At 35.1% G+C, this 19,959-nt stretch carries 18 protein-coding genes; 13 read left to right on the plus strand and 5 right to left on the minus strand.

From position 1 onward, the window contains the following. Window positions 1–9 precede the first annotated feature (9 nt). The gene (gene rfbC, locus WKT13_RS09865) at window positions 10–558 is read right to left on the minus strand and encodes a dTDP-4-dehydrorhamnose 3,5-epimerase (RefSeq protein WP_340323743.1); all 549 of its coding nucleotides are present in this window, start codon (window positions 556–558) and stop codon (window positions 10–12) included. Between the two features lie 128 nt (window positions 559–686). On the opposite strand from rfbC, the gene WKT13_RS09870 reads away from it, so the two are divergent. The 12 genes from WKT13_RS09870 (at window position 687) to WKT13_RS09925 (ending at window position 12,377) form a co-directional block, all read left to right on the plus strand. Next, complete coding sequence (locus tag WKT13_RS09870; RefSeq protein ID WP_340323744.1) at window positions 687–1,766, plus strand: HU domain-containing protein; 1,080 nt, start codon at window positions 687–689, stop codon at window positions 1,764–1,766. Further along, complete coding sequence (locus WKT13_RS09875; protein WP_298620743.1) at window positions 1,766–2,299, plus strand: FHA domain-containing protein; 534 nt, start codon at window positions 1,766–1,768, stop codon at window positions 2,297–2,299. Before WKT13_RS09870 ends, WKT13_RS09875 begins: the two co-directional genes overlap by 1 nt. A gap of 175 nt (window positions 2,300–2,474) precedes the next feature. Beyond that, the gene (gene hisH, locus WKT13_RS09880) at window positions 2,475–3,065 is read left to right on the plus strand and encodes an imidazole glycerol phosphate synthase subunit HisH (protein WP_298620741.1); all 591 of its coding nucleotides are present in this window, start codon (window positions 2,475–2,477) and stop codon (window positions 3,063–3,065) included. Then, a complete protein-coding gene (gene hisA / locus WKT13_RS09885; RefSeq protein WP_340323745.1) occupies window positions 3,062–3,772 on the plus strand; it encodes a 1-(5-phosphoribosyl)-5-[(5-phosphoribosylamino)methylideneamino]imidazole-4-carboxamide isomerase in 711 nt (236 codons plus the stop codon). The genes hisH and hisA overlap by 4 nt, the downstream gene beginning before the upstream one ends. A 1-nt stretch (window position 3,773) precedes the next feature. Beyond that, window positions 3,774–4,550: an imidazole glycerol phosphate synthase subunit HisF gene (gene hisF, locus WKT13_RS09890; RefSeq protein ID WP_340323746.1), complete on the plus strand. Its 777-nt coding sequence runs from the start codon at window positions 3,774–3,776 to the stop codon at window positions 4,548–4,550. A 4-nt stretch (window positions 4,551–4,554) separates the two neighbouring features. Further along, window positions 4,555–5,163, plus strand: a complete 609-nt coding sequence (hisIE, locus tag WKT13_RS09895; protein WP_298620735.1) for a bifunctional phosphoribosyl-AMP cyclohydrolase/phosphoribosyl-ATP diphosphatase HisIE — start codon at window positions 4,555–4,557, stop codon at window positions 5,161–5,163. Between the two features lie 12 nt (window positions 5,164–5,175). After that, window positions 5,176–5,865 carry a cell division ATP-binding protein FtsE gene (locus WKT13_RS09900; protein WP_340323747.1) on the plus strand — a complete coding sequence of 230 codons (690 nt, stop codon included), beginning with the start codon at window positions 5,176–5,178 and terminating at the stop codon, window positions 5,863–5,865. Between the two features lie 66 nt (window positions 5,866–5,931). Next, window positions 5,932–7,251, plus strand: coding sequence for an aspartate kinase (locus WKT13_RS09905; protein ID WP_340323748.1), 1,320 nt, complete (start codon window positions 5,932–5,934; stop codon window positions 7,249–7,251). Window positions 7,252–7,262: 11 nt separating this feature from the next. Further along, window positions 7,263–8,420, plus strand: a complete 1,158-nt coding sequence (lysA, locus tag WKT13_RS09910; RefSeq protein WP_340323749.1) for a diaminopimelate decarboxylase — start codon at window positions 7,263–7,265, stop codon at window positions 8,418–8,420. After that, window positions 8,417–9,571 carry a glycosyltransferase gene (locus tag WKT13_RS09915; protein WP_340323750.1) on the plus strand — a complete coding sequence of 385 codons (1,155 nt, stop codon included), beginning with the start codon at window positions 8,417–8,419 and terminating at the stop codon, window positions 9,569–9,571. The genes lysA and WKT13_RS09915 overlap by 4 nt, the downstream gene beginning before the upstream one ends. Beyond that, a complete protein-coding gene (locus WKT13_RS09920; RefSeq protein ID WP_340323751.1) occupies window positions 9,568–10,374 on the plus strand; it encodes a hypothetical protein in 807 nt (268 codons plus the stop codon). Before WKT13_RS09915 ends, WKT13_RS09920 begins: the two co-directional genes overlap by 4 nt. Window positions 10,375–10,379: 5 nt before the next feature. After that, complete coding sequence (locus WKT13_RS09925) at window positions 10,380–12,377, plus strand: fructose-1,6-bisphosphatase (RefSeq protein ID WP_340323752.1); 1,998 nt, start codon at window positions 10,380–10,382, stop codon at window positions 12,375–12,377. A 715-nt stretch (window positions 12,378–13,092) separates the two neighbouring features. Here WKT13_RS09925 and hisB read toward each other — a convergent pair. Genes hisB through WKT13_RS09940 form a run of 3 tightly spaced genes read right to left on the minus strand, consistent with a single transcriptional unit; the run spans window position 13,093 to window position 15,780 of the window. Continuing rightward, window positions 13,093–14,169: a bifunctional histidinol-phosphatase/imidazoleglycerol-phosphate dehydratase HisB gene (hisB, locus tag WKT13_RS09930; protein ID WP_340323753.1), complete on the minus strand. Its 1,077-nt coding sequence runs from the start codon at window positions 14,167–14,169 to the stop codon at window positions 13,093–13,095. Continuing rightward, entirely contained in the window at window positions 14,135–15,007 is an 873-nt protein-coding gene (locus tag WKT13_RS09935) for a hypothetical protein (RefSeq protein ID WP_340323754.1), read from the minus strand. Before WKT13_RS09935 ends, hisB begins: the two co-directional genes overlap by 35 nt. Beyond that, window positions 15,004–15,780, minus strand: a complete 777-nt coding sequence (locus tag WKT13_RS09940) for a TrmH family RNA methyltransferase (protein WP_340323755.1) — start codon at window positions 15,778–15,780, stop codon at window positions 15,004–15,006. The genes WKT13_RS09935 and WKT13_RS09940 overlap by 4 nt, the downstream gene beginning before the upstream one ends. 249 nt (window positions 15,781–16,029) lie before the next feature. Here WKT13_RS09940 and tamL point away from each other — a divergent pair, with 249 nt between their 5' ends. Continuing rightward, window positions 16,030–18,192 carry a translocation and assembly module lipoprotein TamL gene (gene tamL, locus WKT13_RS09945; protein WP_340323807.1) on the plus strand — a complete coding sequence of 721 codons (2,163 nt, stop codon included), beginning with the start codon at window positions 16,030–16,032 and terminating at the stop codon, window positions 18,190–18,192. 203 nt (window positions 18,193–18,395) lie between these two features. On the opposite strand, the gene WKT13_RS09950 is transcribed toward tamL, so the two are convergent. Continuing rightward, window positions 18,396–19,913: a DUF4301 family protein gene (locus tag WKT13_RS09950; RefSeq protein ID WP_340323756.1), complete on the minus strand. Its 1,518-nt coding sequence runs from the start codon at window positions 19,911–19,913 to the stop codon at window positions 18,396–18,398. Between the last annotated feature and the right edge of the window lie 46 nt (window positions 19,914–19,959).

The raw sequence follows: 19,959 nt of genomic DNA on the forward strand, positions 1-19,959 counted from the left end.
GACTTGTTATCAATCAAACAAATCTGCATCTTGGAGAGACTTGCCTTTCAAATCTTTTTCACTAGTCTTTATGTCCGCAATATTTATCGGCCATTTTATATTGATGGTTTCATCATTCCATCTTATACTTGCCTCATATTGTGGAGCATAAATATTATCAACCTTATATGTAAATATCGCTTCATCGCTCAGAACCAAAAAGCCATGCGCGAAACCACGAGGTATAAATAGCTGCCGCTTATTTTCCTCACTTAATTCCACCATCACATATTTTCCATATGTTTTAGAAGATTTACGTATATCTACGGCAACATCAACAACACGCCCTTTTATAACGCGCACCAACTTTGCCTGCGAAAACTCCCCTTTCTGATAATGAAGACCACGCAATACGCCGTAACTGGATTTAGACTCATTATCCTGAACAAAGGTCACCGGCCCAATATGTTGTTCAAACTCATCTTTCTTCCATGCCTCAAAAAAATAGCCTCGTGCATCGTTAAACACTTTCGGTTCTATAATCCAAACTCCATCAATATCTGTTTTTATGTATTCCATATATAATATATCTGAATAAAATTCTGTAAGAGAAGTCCACCTACAAACGCAAAGATAATACAATTATATCGAATAGCAAAACAAAAAATATTATTTAATTATGTCACCCAACTTTTTAAAATATTTCGTTGGAAAAGTCACACGTTTTTTTTAATTTTGCACTCGTGATTGATTTAGAAAGACATATTACAAAGCTATTGCTCACCAATGATTGTGTGATTGTACCAGACTTTGGTGGCTTCATGACTCATCATATTGATTCTGTATATGATCATGAGGCAAAAATGTTTTATCCACCGTTAAGAACATTAGGCTTCAACTCTCAACTGAGAATAAATGACTCATTACTTGTTCAATCGTATGTTGAAGTTTATGATATAAGTTACCCGGAAGCACTCACCCGTATAGAAAACGATGTAACGCGTTTAAAAAAAATACTTGAAAAGGATGGCGAATACGAGTTATATGGTTTGGGAACAATATACATACACGAAGATGGAAGATATGATTTCGAACCTTGTGAAGCAGGCATACTGACTCCCAGCTATTATGGATTGAGCACATTTTCGGCAGAAAAAATTGACTACAAACGTAAAAATATTGCAGAGAACAACCGAAATTACGCAGGGAACAAAGTGAAAACAATGCCAATAACATTGGCATCAGGAGACAATAGCGACAAAATAGCACCAAAAGAGAAAACAATAGCACTCAATATTCCAATTTCATCTTTAAAAGAAATTGCCGTTGCGTGCATTATATTTGTTCTATTTTTCCTAATACCATCCCCTATCGGAGAGCATTCCACATCTGGCATAACCAAAAGCAGAATTGATACGAATATGCTTTTTGATATAATGCCCAAAGACATAACAACAGGAACACCCAATTTCAAGTTGACAAAAAAGCCACAAGCACACACTATAGACAAGAAAAGTAAAACAACAAATATTTCAGATTCAAACAATTCAAAACATACATATTTCAGCATTGTGCTTGCAAGTAAAGTTTCAAAAAAGAATGCTGAAGCCTATGTAAAATTATTACATAAGAAAGGATTTAAAAAAGCAGAAGTATATACAACATCCAGCGGTTCAAAAGTCATTTACGACAAATTTACCACTCAGAAAGAAGCAAATCGCGTTCTAAACATATTGAATACCGATATAGATTTTTCTGACGCATGGATCACCAGCATAACAGAATAATGAAAAGAGTACGCTGTCCTAAATGTGAAAGATATGTTATTTTTGATGAAAACAGATACAAGGAAGGACAAAATCTTGTATTTGAGTGTCCTAACTGTGGAAAACAGTTTAGTATACGAATTGGTGTATCAAAATTAAATAACATACAGCGAGAAGAAAATCTATTGGAAAAGACAGAAAATAATAAATACGGTTATATCGTAGTAATTGAGAATGTTTTTCATTACAAACAAATCATACCATTAAATTTGGGAGAAAATGTTATTGGTCGTCATATGAAAGGCAGTGGGATAAACTGCCCTATTGAAACAAATGATCCCAGCATAGACATAACCCATTGCTCGATTACTGTAAAATATGATAAAAACGGATCTTTAAAGTATATATTGAAGGATGGCCCAAGCAACACAGGCACATTCGTCGACAATGATATTCTTGGGAATAAAGAATGTAGGATTATTAAAAATGGATCTTTATTCACCATTGGAGCAACAAGTATAATTTTACATACAACCGAAGAGAATTCAAAATAGCTAAGACATTATAACTAAATGTTCATAAATAATATAATTTTATAGCTTAGCGTCGGCTTTATAAAAGAAAATTTGTAACTTTGCAAAAATAGGATCAAACCTTGGATTGTGTATCAATAATAATCAACACGATTCTTTGGGTATCATTTTCCATTGTTAAGTAATTTGTTTATTAATGAAAGTTGCAATTTTAAAATATAAAGCAGGTAACATATACTCCGTTATCAATTCATTAAGAAGATTAGGAATTGATCCCATACTTACGGATGACATACAAGAAATATCATCTGCGGATAAAGTCATATTACCAGGCCAAGGTGAGGCAAGATCCGTGATGAATTATTTGAACTCACACAATTTAAATAAAGTTATATGCGATTTACACCAACCTGTACTTGGAATATGTATAGGTATGCAATTAATGTGTCGCCATTCAGAAGAAGGTAATACCGATTGTCTTGATATATTTCACTCTGATGTCAAACGTTTTATAGCGAAATCACATTATGATAAGATTCCAGCTGTAGGATGGAATGAAATATCAAATTTTAAATCTCCATTATTTAAAAATTTCCCGGAAAAGGACTTCGTTTATTTTATACATAGCTATTATGTCCCAATATCTGATTATACAATTGCAAGTACAAATTATATCTTACCGTATTCTGCGGCATTAAATTACAAGAACTTTTATGCCGTACAATTTCATCCAGAAAAAAGTGGAAACATTGGAGAAAAAATACTTAGTAATTTTTTAAGCATATGATAAAACTGATTCCTGCAATTGATATAATAGACGGTAAATGTGTTCGCCTGACAAAAGGCGATTATAATAAGAAAACTATTTACTACGAAAATCCCGTTGATGTTGCAAAAGAATTTGAACAGTTGGGATTAACACATCTACATTTGGTCGATCTTGATGGAGCAAAATCCGATCACGTAATCAATATCCAGATATTAAAAGAAATAGCCACAAAAACAAATTTATCAATTGATTTTAGTGGCGGCATTAAATCAGATAATGATATAAAGGCTGTTTTCAATAATGGAGCAAATATGGTAACTATAGGAAGTATAGCTGTAAACAATCCCCTAATGTTCAAAAAGTGGATACGAGAATATGGTCCGCAAAGAATCATTTTAGGAGCTGATGTTAAAAACGGAAACATTACCATAAATGGATGGGAAAAAGAAACAAATGAAAATATATTTTCTTTTTTAGAGCACTATATAAATTGTGGGATAAAAAATATATTGTGTACAGATATAACTAAAGATGGAACATTATCTGGCCCTGCATATACTTTATATAAAAGTATTTTAGAAGAGTTCCATGGTATTAATTTAATTGCCAGTGGCGGTGTTTCTTCAAATGAAGATATTATACAACTTGATAGATTAGGTGTTAGTGCTGTAGTATTCGGGAAAGCATACTATGAGCATAAGATAGATATTAAAACTTTAATGTAGCATGCATAACTGTCTGGCTAAAAGAATTATACCATGCCTTGATGTAAAAGACGGGAACACGGTAAAAGGTGTTAATTTCAAAGATCTACAGCATGCTGGAGATCCTATTCAGCTTGCTAAACGCTATAATACAGAAGGAGCTGATGAATTGGTCTTCTTAGATATAACAGCAACTGTTGAAGGACGAAAGACATTCACCAAACTTGTATCTAAAATTGCAATGGAAATCAATATTCCATTTGCAGTCGGTGGTGGCATCAATTCTTTTGAAGATGTGGAAAGATTACTAGATGCCGGTGCTGATAAAATAAGTATTAATTCAGCTGCTATCAATGACCCTAAAATTATTGATAAAATAACCAATGCATTCGGATCGCAAGTATGCATTTGCGCAATTGATGCACAATTTGATGGAACAGACTGGTTTTGTTATATTAAAGGTGGAAGAGAAAAAACATCACTAAAATTAATTGATTGGGCCAAAGAAGTTGAAGGCCGCGGTGCTGGAGAAATACTTTTTACAAGTATGAATCACGATGGTATGAAAAATGGATATGCTAATGAAATCCTAGCACAAATGGCAGAACAACTCAAGATCCCTATTATCGCAAGTGGTGGAGCTGGGAAAAAAGAGGACTTCCTTAATGTATTTAATTTAGGAAAAGCTGATGCAGCACTTGCAGCAAGTGTCTTCCATTTTGGAGAAATTAAAATAAACGATTTAAAACACTATCTTTCAGACAACGGAATAAAGGTACGAATTTTAAATAATAATTGAACTTATGAAAATTGACTTTGAAAAAATGAACGGTCTAGTTCCTGCTATAATACAAGATGCCAAAACAAAGAATGTTCTAATGTTAGGATATATGAACGAAATGGCATATAAAACAACTTTAGAAACAAAACAAGTAACATTTTGGAGTAGATCAAGAAACTGTTTGTGGACTAAAGGAGAAACATCTGGTAATAAACTTGAACTTGTAAGCATAAATGTAGATTGCGACAACGATACTTTATTAGTAAAAGTTCACCCAACCGGTCCTGTATGTCATACCGGAAGCGATACATGCTGGCAAGAATCTAATAATAATATATCGTTTTTATCAGAATTACAGGATTTTATTTCAAAAAGGTATGAGGAAATGCCAGAAAAGTCCTACACGACCTCCTTATTTAAAGATGGTATTAACCGTATGGCTCAAAAAGTTGGTGAAGAAGCCGTTGAAATGGTTATAGAAGCAACAAATGGTACAAATGAACGTTTAGTTTATGAATGTTCAGATTTGATTTATCATATGATAGTCCTTTTAACAAGTAAAGGACTTACCATTAATGATGTTATTAAAGAGTTGGAAATAAGACATAATCCCTCGTGGCATAAACATTAATATATCCTCATTATGTTGATTGATTATCAAAAAGTAAATATATACCAAGGTGATGAACTGATATTGAAAGACGTTGATTTTTCAGTTAATAATGATCAGTTTATATATATTATAGGTAAAGTTGGCTCAGGAAAGAGTTCTTTACTTAAAACAATGTATTGTGAACTTGATATTTTAAACCAGGAAGCAGAAAAAGCAGAAGTATTGGGACGGGACCTATTAACATTAAAACGTCGTGATATACCTGCTTTAAGAAAGGAAATGGGAATAATATTTCAAGATTTCCAATTACTACATGATAGAACCGTATTTAAAAATTTACAGTTCATTCTACATTCAACAGGCTGGAAATCAGACAAAGAAATCAATAATAGAATAGAAAAGGTTCTTTCTGACGTTGGTATGTTAGATAAGAAAGATAAATGCCCGCATGAACTGTCTGGCGGAGAGCAACAACGTATTGCAATCGCAAGAGCAGTACTTAATACACCTAAGATAATAATCGCAGATGAACCAACAGGTAACTTAGATCCAGACACAGCGGATAATATTGTTGAATTGTTAAGACAGATTACAGAATCAGGAACATCTGTGATCATGTCAACACATAATATATCTATGCTAAAGAAATATCCCGGAATTATTTATAAATGTGAAAATAAATCTCTGTTAAATATAACAAGGACATACTATAATGATTAAAGCGTATTAATATATACGTTAACAAAACAATATCATATATAAGAATTAAATCTAAAAAATACAAATATGAAAGTAATGAAATTTGGCGGAACTTCAGTTGGTTCCCCGGAAAGAATGAAAGCCGTTGCATCAATGGTTGCAGCCGATACAGAGCATCCAGTATTTGTAGTTCTCTCTGCAATGTCAGGAACAACAAATTCACTTATTGAAATATCTAATTATTTATATAAAAAAAATACGGACGGTGCCAATGAGGTCATAAATAATCTTGAAAAAAAATATAAACAACACGTAGAAGATTTGTACACTACGGATGAATACAAGACCAAAACGCTCGAATTTCTACGTAATGAATTCAATTATCTACGTTCATTTACCAAAGATCTTTTCACAAGTTTTGAGGAAAAAAACATTACAGCTCAAGGTGAAATAATAAGTACCAATATGATGACTAATTATTTATTGGAAAAAGGCATCAAGACGGTATTATTATCAGCACTAGACTTTATGCGCACTGATAAAAACGCAGAACCAGATTTACACTACCTTAAAGACAAGCTTTCTGTTGTTATGAAAGATAACGAAGGATATAATGTATACATCACACAAGGTTTTATCTGTAGAAATGCATACGGAGAAGTGGATAATCTACAAAGAGGTGGCAGTGATTTTACAGCATCATTAATTGGCGCAGCACTTCCTGCTGATGAAATACAGATATGGACAGATATTGATGGCATGCACAATAATGACCCTCGCTTTGTTGAGAAAACAGACGCAATACATCAATTAAACTTTGAAGAGGCTGCAGAATTAGCATATTTCGGTGCAAAGATATTACATCCCACTTGTGTTCAACCTGCCAAATATGCAGGAATCCCTGTACGTTTAAAAAACACCATGGATCCTGCTGCAGAAGGTACAATTATTGATAATGTACTGATAAAAGGTAAAATCAAAGCTGTTGCAGCAAAAGATAGTATTACAGCAATTAAAATAAAATCCAGTAGGATGTTATTTGCTACAGGTTTCCTACGTAAGATATTCGAAATCTTTGAAAGTTATCAAACACCCATAGACATGATCACAACAAGCGAGGTTGGTGTGTCCATGAGTATTGATAATTGTACACATCTAAATGAGATTGTCGATGAACTAAAAAAATACGGAACAGTCACAGTAGACACAGATATGTGTATTGTTTGTGTTGTTGGAGACTTGGATTGGAGCAATATTGGCTTTGAGACTTTAGTTCTTGATGCAATGAAAAATATTCCTATCCGTATGATATCATATGGAGGCTCAAATTACAATATATCATTTTTGATTAAAGCCTCTGATAAAAAAAGAGCACTTCAAAATTTAAGCGATATGTTATTCAAATAATACATAATAAAATGAATACCAATTTTCCTATTAATAAAATTCATAATATTAAAACACCATTTTATTATTATGACAGTGGATTATTGCGTAATACACTAAACATAATAGATAAAGAAAGAAATAAATATAATAACTACTGTTTGCATTATGCAATAAAGGCTAATTCAAATCCTAAGATACTCAAAATAATCAGCCAATATGGATTTGGTGCAGATTGTGTAAGTGGTGGAGAAATCCAAGCAGCTATTGATGCAGGCTTCCCGGTTTCAAAAATTGTTTATGCAGGTGTTGGTAAGAGCGATTGGGAAATAAACCTAGGATTGGATAATGATATTTCTTGTTTTAATGTAGAAAGTCTTGCAGAACTAGAAGTTATTAATAACTTAGCATCAAAACATAATAAAATAGCAAATATCGCATTTCGTATAAATCCCAACATCGGAGCTCATACCCATGCAAATATTACAACCGGGCTTGCGGAAAACAAGTTTGGCATAGCGATGGATGATCTTGAGGCCATAATAGAAAAAGCCAAGAGATTAAAAAACATATCCATTATAGGATTACATTTTCACATTGGTTCACAGATTCTTGATATGTCTGATTTTAAAGCATTATGCAACAGAGTCAATGATATTCAAGATAAATTAGAACAACTCGGAATAATATTGAAGAATATAAATGTCGGAGGAGGTCTTGGCATTAATTATGAACATCCTGACGAAGAACCAATACCAAACTTTGCCGAATATTTTTCCACATATGCCAAACATTTACGGTTACGTACTGGACAGAAAGTCCATTTTGAATTAGGACGATCTGTCGTAGGACAATGTGGTACGCTTATTACACGTCTACTATATGTTAAGGAAGGATCCTTTAAGAAATTTGCAATTGTAGATGCAGGAATGACAGACCTAATCAGACCTGCACTATATCACGCATATCATAAAATAGAAAATATCAGCAGTAGTCAAGAAACCGAAGTCTACGATGTCGTTGGACCAATATGTGAATCAAGTGATGTGTTTGCTAAATCTGTAGAAATCAATAAATGTCATCGAGGAGATATTATAGCAATACGTTCAGCAGGAGCATATGGTGAAGTCATGGCAAGCCAATACAATTGTAGAGAACTTCCTAAAGGTTATATAACAGAAGAATTATGATTATTGATACCTTTTCTATAATAACAAGCACATTATTAATTTTGTTTTCACTGATTACCCCTCTTCTGAATCCGTTTTTCAGAAAAATAAGAAGTAGTGAAATAAAAGACAATAATAATGGCAATAACAACAATACGACAGTCAAAATATCTGTTCTATTGTTAGCATATGATTATACTCAAGAACTGCAGAGTTGTATCTCTGCGGTTCTTGGGCAGAATTACAATCAGGAAGATTTTGAAATAATCGTAATTATAGAAAAAGGAGACATTTGTGCAGAAACTGTACTAAATAATTTTCATGATGACAAACGTATACACGTAACATTCATACCTTCCAAAACCTTATTTATGAGTAGGCAGAAACTTGCAATTTCATTAGGTGTTAAAGCTGCTCATAATGAATGGATAACTATAATAAAATCAACAGATACTGTTTCACAAAATTGGCTATCTACACTCTCTCAACATTTTAATAACAAGACATCTCTTGTTATCGGATATGCAAATTATGAACAAGAAACAAATGCTTATTATCGTTTCTTGCGCCTTAGGACCTCATTATATTTATTATACAAAGCTCAACATAATACTGCATACCGTTCCGGAAGCTCCAACATAGCTTTCCGAAAAACTCTTTTTATAGAAGGTGATGGCTATCGTGACAACCTTCAACTTACACATGGCGAATTTGACTTTATAATTAACAAATATGCCCAAAAGGGAAATACTGCAATAGAAATATCTCCAAATGCCTTTATTAGAGAAAAGAAACCAACAAAAAAGGAATGGAATAATAACAATATAGCCTTATATTATATGAATAACATACTTCATAGAAAATTATCCTATCAGGCCTGCTATATTGTTGATCTCCTTATGATGTTTATTAATTATATAGCTTCTATAGCAATATTAATTACTTCAATTATTAGTAAGGATTATCTTCTTGTATTCGTTTCTGCATTTACACTTATACTAACTTGCATACTACGAACAATTATTGCAAAAAAAGCATTCAAACAATATGGAGAAAAAATAGCATGGATACGTGTCATACCATATGAAATATCGCTCTTATCCCATGATTTAAGTTTCCTCTTCAGATATTGGAGTTCCAACAAGAATGACTTTATAACTCATAAAATATGAGAATACAATATCTTGTAGCAAATGTGTGTAATACTACTGATAATACCAATGTTCATTTTATTACATTGCTAAAAAAAAGTATCTGTAAATATGACAACGTTGAGATTGTCAACCAATTCCCAGACATCATTCATATATGCGGAGATTGGAGTATACACACTATAAGGCAGATAAATAAAATTATTCATCATGAAATACCTGTGATATTTACATGTAACAATGGGCTTAATGTTTTTTCTAAAAAAAAACAACATTATCAAACATACATAATGAGAAATATTATCTCAAAAGTATCTGCGATACAAGTATGTGGACCTCTAGAAAAAGAAAAGATACAGGTAATATCACCTAGTTCCAACATATATGTCATCCCCAATCCAATTATCTCAAACACTATTAATACAAATGAGATAATAGCCCAAATGATTAAAACATACAAAACCATTATAAATAATCATGATACTGATAAAAAAGAAATTATAAAAAATAAAATACATACAATATACACTCCCAATGATGAAATATCCATAATATGTTCAAGATTTTTATATATCAAGTATCTCTTGCATAAAGGATATATTCCAAAACAAATTCTTACAGAAACGTCAAATATGCTGAAATCTAAACAATATGACGAAGATGAAATGAAAAAACTAATAAAAAAATTAGAAATATATGATTTTATTTCTTCATTGTTATACGTGATGAATGAGAAGTCCGAACTCACTGAAGGCTTTATGCCAATAGAAAGTTCAAACGATAAACTATCTGATATAATAGCCGACAGAATAAAAGAATTTTGAATAATATGGAAGCAAAAAAATATATGCACTCATATGATATGAAATATTTGCAATTGCTATCACAGTCATTTCCAAATATTTCAGAAGCAAGTACTGAAATTATCAACCTGCAAGCCATACTTCATCTCCCCAAAGGTACGGAACACTTTCTTGCGGACATACATGGTGAACATGAAGCATTCCTTCATGTATTAAAAAACGCATCAGGAAATATACAACGTAAGGTAAATGAAATTTTTGGAAACACAATGCGTGAATCAGACAAGCGCGAATTGTGCACCTTAATATATTATCCTGATCAGAAACTTGAACTTATAAAAGCATCAGAAAGAGATATAAATGACTGGTATCATATAACTATACACCAGCTTGTTTCTATATGCCGTCTTGTATCAAGCAAATACACACGCTCAAAAGTACGCAAAGCCCTACCTGCAGACTTCAGCTATATTATTCAGGAATTACTACATGAACGTACAGACGATGCAGACAAGGCTGCATACGTAAACGTAATCATTGATACAATTATATCAACAGGACGGGCTGACGACTTTATAATTGCAATATCTAACGTCATACAAAGGTTAGCCATAGACCAATTACATATACTTGGCGATATTTATGACCGAGGCCCAGGAGCCCATATCATTATGGACAATCTCTCAGCCTATCATAGCTGGGACATACAATGGGGCAATCATGATGTTCTTTGGATGGGAGCACTTGCCGGAAACAAAGCATGCATCTGTAATGTCATCAGACTATCACTACGTTACGCAAACATGGCAACCTTGGAAGATGGTTACGGAATAAATCTGCTTCCATTAGCCACATTTGCAATGGATACATATAAAGATGATCCATGCAAAGAATTTATACCAAAACTACTATATGGAGACGCAAAAGACATTGATGAAAAATCACAACGTCTTACAGCTCTGATGCATAAAGCCATAACCATAATACAGTTTAAGGAGGAAGCAGCCATATATCAGCGTCATACAGAATGGAACATGACAGACAGAATCCTTCTTTCAAATATTGATTATAAAAAAGGAACCATAAATATAGATGATAGAGAGTATAAATTAAGAAGTAACAGTTTCCCGACAATAGACCCGTCATGTCCATATAAGCTTACTGATGACGAAGCTTCACTGATGGAGAAACTTTGCCATTCTTTTCAAGTCAGCGAAAAACTACATAAACATATACGTCTTCTGCTACAGCACGGCTGCATGTATTCTGTATATAATAATAATCTTCTGTTCCATGCTTCCATTCCTCTCAATGACGATGGTACCCTAAAGCAGGTCGAGATAAAACCCGGATACAAATTCTCCGGCCGTGATCTGTTCAATAATATCGGAATGATGATTAGAACTGCATTCCAAGAAGATTCTCTGCCTGAAGACAAAGCATATGCCACAGATTATTTCCTTTACCTTTGGTGTGGCCCAAACAGCCCACTTTTCGACAAATCAAAAATGGCAACATTCGAAAGATACTTCATCGAAGAGAAAGAAACACATTATGAAGAAAAAGGAAATTACTTCAAGTATCGTGATAATGAAGAAATTGTTGACAGCATAATGGATGCTTTCAATATAAAAGGAAACAATCGACATATCATAAACGGCCATGTGCCAGTACATGTAAGAAGCGGTGAGACACCGATAAAAGCTAATGGAAAACTCATGGTTATTGATGGTGGATTTGCACAAGCCTATCACAAAGAAACCGGTATTGCCGGATACACGCTGATATATCATAGCCGAGGCTTTCAGCTTGTACAACATGAACCGTTCACAAGCACAACAGATGCAATACAACAGTGCACGGATATCAAAAGCACCACACAGATTGTTGAAATGTCATCCCATCGTATGTTGGTAGCAGATACGGATATTGGAATTGAACTGAACAAGCAAATATGCGATCTTGAGAAGCTCCTCTATGCATATAGGCATGGCCTGATAAAAGAAAACATAAGGAATAAATAAAGAAACAAGGATTGGACGAAATTCTGAAGGGATTGGTTGCCGAGAATCCACGGCACCAATCCCTTATAGGCATCGGTTATTTCTGCATGAGATGAGCAATCCGGCCCATTTACATATTTTCTGCATCCAATGAATTTTTCGTTTTAGTTTTCAATTCTACCCCCAAAAATAAGTGCGTATTTGCTATCAGACTCTCTTTGGACGCAAATACGAGAGAAATGACGGATTTAGCAAAGCGTTGACTATCAAAAGCTTACACCCGACAACATTTTCCTGCCATGTAAAAGGCACCATTTGAGCATCCGATACAGTCCGTTTCATGGGCTCAAACGCACAATATCCCACCCTGATATGGGCATAAACGGAGGCCGAAACAGGCGTAAACAGAATGCAGGACAGATCATCCGGAATCATGAGACAGGATATACGACATGGCTGTATGGCCGGAACAGGCCTCCCGATGATTCTCTTAACATTTCTTCACACTGCGTGAGAATACATACAATAAGCATGCATCCTTATTGCAATAAGAATTTATAAAATTGTGACAACATAAATTTATTTTACATAAGCATATGAGCTTCACAGTTCATAACTATCCGGAATATCCATCCTCATCCCATGCAAACAAATAGACACCAAATTTATATACGGCCCAAAACAGCATACCTATCAAATCGGTATGCTGTTTTATATTTCTGTATTCATCATTATTCTATAACATTCCTTTGGTGCTGGGCAGTTCATAGTGAAATATATCACGATGAACAGCCATTCTTATTGCTCTAGCCATAGCCTTGAATACACCTTCTATTTTGTGATGTTCATTCTCCCCTTCTGCCCTGATATCAAGATTCATCCTAGCGGAGTCACTGAGACTTTTGAAGAAATGGAAAAACATCTCTGTAGGAACATCACCGATTTTTTCACGATGAAAATCAACGTGCCAATTAATCCACGGCCGACCTCCGAAATCTAAAGTAACAAGACACGTGCAATCATCCATTGGCAGACAATAACCATACCTTTCTATACCACGTTTGTCACCTAATGCATTCGCAAGACATTCCCCAATGGCAATTGCTGTATCTTCTATCGTATGATGTTCATCTACATTCAGATCACCATCTGTATGTACTGTCAGATCCATCATGCCGTGTCTTCCAATTTGCTCAAGCATATGGTCGAAGAATCCCAAACCTGTTGAGATATCGCATTTACCGGTTCCGTCAATATTCAATTTTACGTAAATATCTGTCTCATTTGTCTTACGACTAAACTCAGCTATTCTTTCACCGGCAAATAAGATCTCTGCAATTTTATCCCATGTAACACCATCATGGCCCAATATTAGAGCTTTACATCCCAGATTCTCCGCCAACTGTCTGTCTGTATCACGATCTCCTATTACATAACTATTGGCTAAATCATACTCCGGATTATTAATATATTCCATCAACATTCCTATTCCCGGCTTCCGCATCGGAGAATTGTCTTCCGGAAAGTGTCTGTCAATAAGTTGGTCATCAAATACAATCCCCTCTCCTTCCAATGTTCTCAAAACAAAGTTATGTACAGGCCAAAAAGTTTCTTCCGGAAAAGAATCTGTTCCCAAGCCGTCCTGATTACTAACCATAACCAGTCTGAAATCAAGCTTATTACATATAAACGAAAGATTTCTCAAGACTCCTTTGACAAACCTCAGTTTGTCAAAAGAATCAATCTGCTCATCTGCAGGTTCTTCTATCAATGTGCCATCACGATCGATAAACAGTAGTCTTTGCAGTTTCATTCAAATCAAGGCTTTTCTGTTTTGTTTTTATTCTGGTTTCAATACGTCCATATACATAATACATTACAAAAAACATCCACACATTAATATAGCAGACGAAGAATGTAATCACAACACCTACAATATAATTCAGCATTCCAAAATATTTCGGGAGACCACTCGGATCACCAATTGTAAGGCCATAAGCATTGTTCTGTACTGCAAGATACATTACAACACGCGGCAAACCTATAACAACATAAAGCACCGATATCATTATGGCACATAGTATAAATACCAACATGATAAATCCCCAGTGACGCCATCCGTTACGATAGGCCTCTCCCAAAATTGACCATACCCTTGCTTTAGATTCAACAAGATATTTCATCACCGAATAAATCAACGGAATAATGGCAATCAGTGCAAGCACTATAAAAAATACCATAAATATGAAATATGTTGTATTCAAACTCTCTGGCGACTTGTTAGTACCTAATAATAACAGTATTGCAGTACCCAACATAATTATAATCACTGAAACCAGCAACATCATTACAGTCATTAATAAGACTGTTTGCAAAGTATAGATATAATTATGCTTGAGGGATTTATCATTCAATAGAGACATAACAGCAGCTCCAAGCCAACTTATTGAAAATACCATGGGCACCAAGAAAACTAACTGCATCCATGACCATGAATCAAAAAAAACAGACAAACTCATGATCGTAGAATAAACAAAAGCAGCCAGCCATGTTTTGCGGAAAATTGTTGCAAAATTGGTAAACATCAGTTCATAAGCTGAGTATATACAACTCGAATAACTGCGATCTTTGTATAAAAATTTCTCTATCATAGCTGAATATAACTTGTTTTTCTTCTAAATTCTGAACATATTATAGCTGTTGCAACCGCAACATTAAGACTATCTGTAGTAGCTCTATCTTGTGGAAAGTTAGGTATAAGCAATTTATTACTTATCATTTCCCTTAACTTATGCGAAATTCCATTACCTTCGTTACCCATCACGATGAGTCCACATTCCGTAAGCCTCTTTTCGTATATATTGTCACCATCTAGAAATGTTCCATATACAGGCATGTCCGAAGGCAACTTATCAATAAATTCTAACAGATCCGTATATACAACACACACTCTTGATATGCTTCCCATTGTAGCCTGCACAACCTTCGGATTATAAACATCAGCAGTACCCTGACTACATATAATTTTTGTTATACCAAACCAGTCTGCAATACGTATTATAGTACCAAGATTCCCTGGATCCTGTACATCATCCAAAGCTAAAACCAAATCGTTATTCAACTCTTCCGGAATTACAATATTTTCTATTTTCGGAAATACAGCCAATACCTGCTGAGGATGTTGAAGGAAACTCACCTTACGAAGTTCTTCGTCACTAACTTCAATAACCTCACTTTCGCTTTTGTTATAACGTGACAAATTATTTTCCAGCCATTCTTTTGTCGCAACAATTATTCTGGCCGGCATACAATCGAGCAAATCACTCACAACTTTTGGTCCTTCTGCAACAAAAGCCTTTTCACGATTACGGTTTTTCTTGAGTTCAAGTGATTTTATATATTTTATTCTGCCTTTACTTATCATTATTTTCTATAAGAGCAAACATATGCCTGTCCATGGCCCCAATGCAGGTTCCAGTCATTCATATATCGGAACCGGACTTTAAAAGGATGGCATCTACTATATCTTAATGCAAAGATAGCAATATTAATCAATTATTTCGTAACTTTGCAAATAAATTAAAGCATATTGAATATAATTAAACACATATCATCTCTACACATACATCCTCATGTACGCATTCTGCTTGTCATCAGTGCAGTTACAATATTCATGTGTACATCCTGTTCCACAACCAAGTTCGTACCAGATGGTGAACACCTTCTTACCGAGGTCAAAATCGAAACAGACAACAAGATTGTTGATCCCTCACAAATGGAACAATACATAAGTCAAAAGGCAAACACAAAATGGTTTTCATTATTCGAAATTCCTCTTGGCACATACAATCTGTCTGGTCGTGACTCCACAAAATGGATAAACAAGGTATTAAGAAGACTTGGCGAGAGCCCCGTTCTGTTTGATACATTAAAAGCAGACATGTCACGTAATAATCTACGCGCAGCAATGCAGAACATGGGCTATCTGCGTGCAGATGCATCTTTAACCACAACGGCAAAGGATAAGAAAATAAAAGCTATCTACAAGCTACATCCAGGGAAGCCTTATTTCATTGGAAACATTGAGTATGATATCCACGACAAAAATATTGCCCAAATACTCAATATGGATAATGCGGAAAATCACGGACTGAAAAGTGGTATGATATTCTCCATCAACAATCTAGAGAACGAACGTAAAAGAATAACAAACATATTATCTGACAGTGGATACTACAAATTTAATAAAGACTACATAATTTACGAAGCTGATTCCACTAGAAGCAACGACTCAATTGACATCAAATTAAAACTGATTAAATATAGAGCAGACAGCAAAAGTCCAGAAAAAAATCACAACCGTTATTACATTAACAAAGTGAATTTCACTGGGGATGACGGTAACAGAATAAAACTAAGACGTAGTGTACTCGATGATAATTTAGCCATAAAAGAAGGATCACCTTTCTGCGAACATGATCTTCAGAGAACCTACAACAACTTTGCAAGACTCCAAGCTGTAAAATATACAAACATACAGTTTGAAGAATTGCCTGATACATCACTGCTGAACTGCAACATACAATTAAGTACAAACAAACCGAACACGATTTCCTTCCAACCAGAAGGAACAAATACCGCAGGTGATCTCGGAGCTGCAGCTTCACTTACGTATGAGAACCGCAATCTTTTTCACGGAAGCGAACTGTTAAGCATACAGTTGCGTGCTGCATTCGAGGCCATCACCGGATTGGAAGGATATCAGGCAGAGGACTATGAGGAGTACAATATAGAAGGACGCCTTATGTTTCCAAGATTCATCGCTCCTTTTCTTTCCGAAAACTTCAGAAGAAACAGCAATGCTCACTCCGAACTTACAATGAGCTATAATCTGCAAAACCGGCCGGAGTTCCATCGCAGAGTCTTTACTGCTGCATGGAGATACCATTGGAATGCCCCTAAGCAAAACTCTACTTATCGTTTTGATCTCATAGATTTGAACTATGTTTATATGCCGTGGATTTCAGAAAAGTTCAAGGAAGATTATCTTGATGATGATTCCAACAGAAACGCAATACTAAAATATAATTATGAAGATCTTTTTATAATGAAGATGGGATTCGGTATGACTTACAATAATGGAGTGCATGCCATAAAAGCAAACATTGAAACAGCAGGAAATCTTCTGAGCCTGATATCAAACATTTCTAGATTTGACAAAAACAGCCAAGGGCAATATACTTTATGCAATATAGCATTCGCACAGTACATAAAAGCAGACTTTGATTATACCAGATTGTTCACATTTGACTGGCGCAACTCACTGGCCATGCATTTTGACATCGGTATCGCCTATCCCTATGGCAATAGCAAAATACTACCTTTTGAAAAAAGATATTTCTCTGGAGGTGCTAATTCTGTACGAGGTTGGAATGTCCGAGAACTCGGACCTGGTAGATTCAAGGGAACAGACGGACGTATCGATTTTATAAACCAGACTGGAGATATGAAACTGGACTTCAATCTGGAATACCGCACGGCTTTGTTCTGGAAATTCAACGGCGCATTCTTCATAGATGCAGGTAATATATGGACCCTACGTTCATATGCAGAACAACCCGGCGGTCAATTCAAAATTGATGAGTTCTATAAGCAGATTGCTGTGTCATATGGTCTCGGAATACGCTTGAATCTTGATTATTTCATATTGAGATTCGATATGGGGGTCAAAGCCATCAATCCTGCATATACAACAAAGAAAGAACATTATCCAATAATAGATCCTAATTTCAGACGCGACGTTTCATTCCACTTTGCAGTAGGACTTCCGTTCTAAACGGATCATCGTAATCCCACAAACAACTATGACAGTCATACTTTTTTCATACACCATCACATAATACCAATATCATTATTCTATAAATACCCATCCGAAAAATTGCGAATGTATATCTATAAAGAATATAAATCCCCAAAAGTATCAGTTCAACTTTTGGGGATTATATAATTGATATGCAATATATTATTATTATAAAATAATTACTGATGTTGCTCTCTCAACAAATCATTGACAGTCTTAACAGGATTAAATGTTGATATCGGAACTTCCACGAACACCGTATTCCAATCGCTCATTGCTCCGTTCCATAAACCAGGAAGTTCGAGTGCCTTGAGTTCTTTTCCATTCTTGCTTTTTGAACTGATAAAACCTGTTGACTTGTCAACGAAATCCGGAAGATGGAATGGTCTTCCTTTGTAATCTTTTGTTGCGCATACAAGATCAACTGGATTGAAGTGGGTGCCTTCTTTGAACATACGCACATATTCCTCGTTGCTCTTATCAATCTGACTCGACTCAAGAATCTGCAGACTTACAGTTCCATCATGATTATAACAAAGGAACGGACCACCTCCCGGTTCGCCAACATTCTTCACCATTCCACAGACTCTCATTGGTCGGTTCAACTTATTGCGTAAATATATAACCAAATCTGCATCCTCAAGTTCCTTGATATCTGTACGTCTGCAACACAAATCACGCTGCACAAAGCGTATTATCTCCTCAAGTTGAGCATGAGTGTAGTTGCCTGTGTCGAGCAAATTAAGATAAGCAAAAGCACGTGCCTGTAGATCAATAAGAATTCCGGCAAGCAACTTCTTATATTTCACCGTATCATCTTTGAATCTGTCAGGAACAACATTATCAATATTCTTTATGAATATAACATCAGCATCAATGTCATTGAGATTTTCTATCAAAGCTCCATGTCCTCCAGGCCGGAACAACAAGGAACCGTCTTCGTTCCTGAACGCAGTATTGTCCGGATTTGCCGCAATCGTGTCGGTATTGGCCTTCTGTTCTGAAAAACTGATATTGTATTCCACACCGAACTTTTCCGCATATAAATCAGCCTTCTCCGATACTTTCTGCTTGAAAAACTCAAGATGATCATGTGAAACCGTAAAATGAACATTTGCCTTTCCTTCTGATTTGGCGTATAAAGCAGCCTCAACCAGATGTTCTTCCATTGGTGTACGGGGGCCCTCCTCATAATTATGGAAGAGCAGTAACCCTTTAGGAAGACGTCCGTAATTCAGCCCCTTATCTTCAAGTAGGTTTGCCACGATTTCCTTATATTCGCCATTATCAACCAAACAGGTAACACACTTTCCTGTATTAACCTTACATGTATTGCACAACTCCTTTTTAAAGGCAAATTTCTTTATATTTTCAAAAAACTCCTTTTCAAATTCTGTTGTAGGCTTATCATAGTCTGCATCCAGAAATGCATACAGATTCTTAAACATGCGACTAGCCGCACCGCTTGCCGGCACAAACTTCACAATCTTATGGCTACCGTTAAGATAAGTATCCCATATGGAAAGATATTTATGCATCTCGTCTTCTGTCGGCGACATTATACCTTTGCCTACGGAAGCGGCAGCTTCAATCTTAAGAAATGGGAAACCTTTTTTTATTTCGTCAAGCTGGTGTTCTACTTGCTCTTCAGTGATTCCTCTTAAGGATATTTGCTTTAGGTCTTGTTGAGATAACATATTATTGAGTTTATGTAAATTGTTGTATATTCGTTACAAATTTAGT

Origin of the sequence: Prevotella sp. HCN-7019, assembly GCF_037890215.1 — a bacterium.
Lineage (GTDB): Bacteria > Bacteroidota > Bacteroidia > Bacteroidales > Bacteroidaceae > Prevotella.

What these genes read in the sequence shown, in the direction of transcription:
- hisB (WP_340323753.1), bottom strand. Translation starts at nt 14,169, where the DNA reads ATGAAACTGCAAAGACTACTGTTTATCGATCGTGATGGCACATTGATA.
- WKT13_RS09940 (WP_340323755.1), bottom strand. Translation starts at nt 15,780, where the DNA reads ATGATAAGTAAAGGCAGAATAAAATATATAAAATCACTTGAACTCAAG.
- rfbC (WP_340323743.1), bottom strand. Translation starts at nt 558, where the DNA reads ATGGAATACATAAAAACAGATATTGATGGAGTTTGGATTATAGAACCG.
- WKT13_RS09875 (WP_298620743.1), top strand. Translation starts at nt 1,766, where the DNA reads ATGAAAAGAGTACGCTGTCCTAAATGTGAAAGATATGTTATTTTTGAT.
- hisA (WP_340323745.1), top strand. Translation starts at nt 3,062, where the DNA reads ATGATAAAACTGATTCCTGCAATTGATATAATAGACGGTAAATGTGTT.
- WKT13_RS09905 (WP_340323748.1), top strand. Translation starts at nt 5,932, where the DNA reads ATGAAAGTAATGAAATTTGGCGGAACTTCAGTTGGTTCCCCGGAAAGA.
- hisIE (WP_298620735.1), top strand. Translation starts at nt 4,555, where the DNA reads ATGAAAATTGACTTTGAAAAAATGAACGGTCTAGTTCCTGCTATAATA.
- tamL (WP_340323807.1), top strand. Translation starts at nt 16,030, where the DNA reads ATGTGTACATCCTGTTCCACAACCAAGTTCGTACCAGATGGTGAACAC.
- WKT13_RS09915 (WP_340323750.1), top strand. Translation starts at nt 8,417, where the DNA reads ATGATTATTGATACCTTTTCTATAATAACAAGCACATTATTAATTTTG.
- WKT13_RS09920 (WP_340323751.1), top strand. Translation starts at nt 9,568, where the DNA reads ATGAGAATACAATATCTTGTAGCAAATGTGTGTAATACTACTGATAAT.
- WKT13_RS09935 (WP_340323754.1), bottom strand. Translation starts at nt 15,007, where the DNA reads ATGATAGAGAAATTTTTATACAAAGATCGCAGTTATTCGAGTTGTATA.
- WKT13_RS09925 (WP_340323752.1), top strand. Translation starts at nt 10,380, where the DNA reads ATGGAAGCAAAAAAATATATGCACTCATATGATATGAAATATTTGCAA.
- lysA (WP_340323749.1), top strand. Translation starts at nt 7,263, where the DNA reads ATGAATACCAATTTTCCTATTAATAAAATTCATAATATTAAAACACCA.
- hisF (WP_340323746.1), top strand. Translation starts at nt 3,774, where the DNA reads ATGCATAACTGTCTGGCTAAAAGAATTATACCATGCCTTGATGTAAAA.
- WKT13_RS09900 (WP_340323747.1), top strand. Translation starts at nt 5,176, where the DNA reads ATGTTGATTGATTATCAAAAAGTAAATATATACCAAGGTGATGAACTG.
- hisH (WP_298620741.1), top strand. Translation starts at nt 2,475, where the DNA reads ATGAAAGTTGCAATTTTAAAATATAAAGCAGGTAACATATACTCCGTT.
- WKT13_RS09950 (WP_340323756.1), bottom strand. Translation starts at nt 19,913, where the DNA reads ATGTTATCTCAACAAGACCTAAAGCAAATATCCTTAAGAGGAATCACT.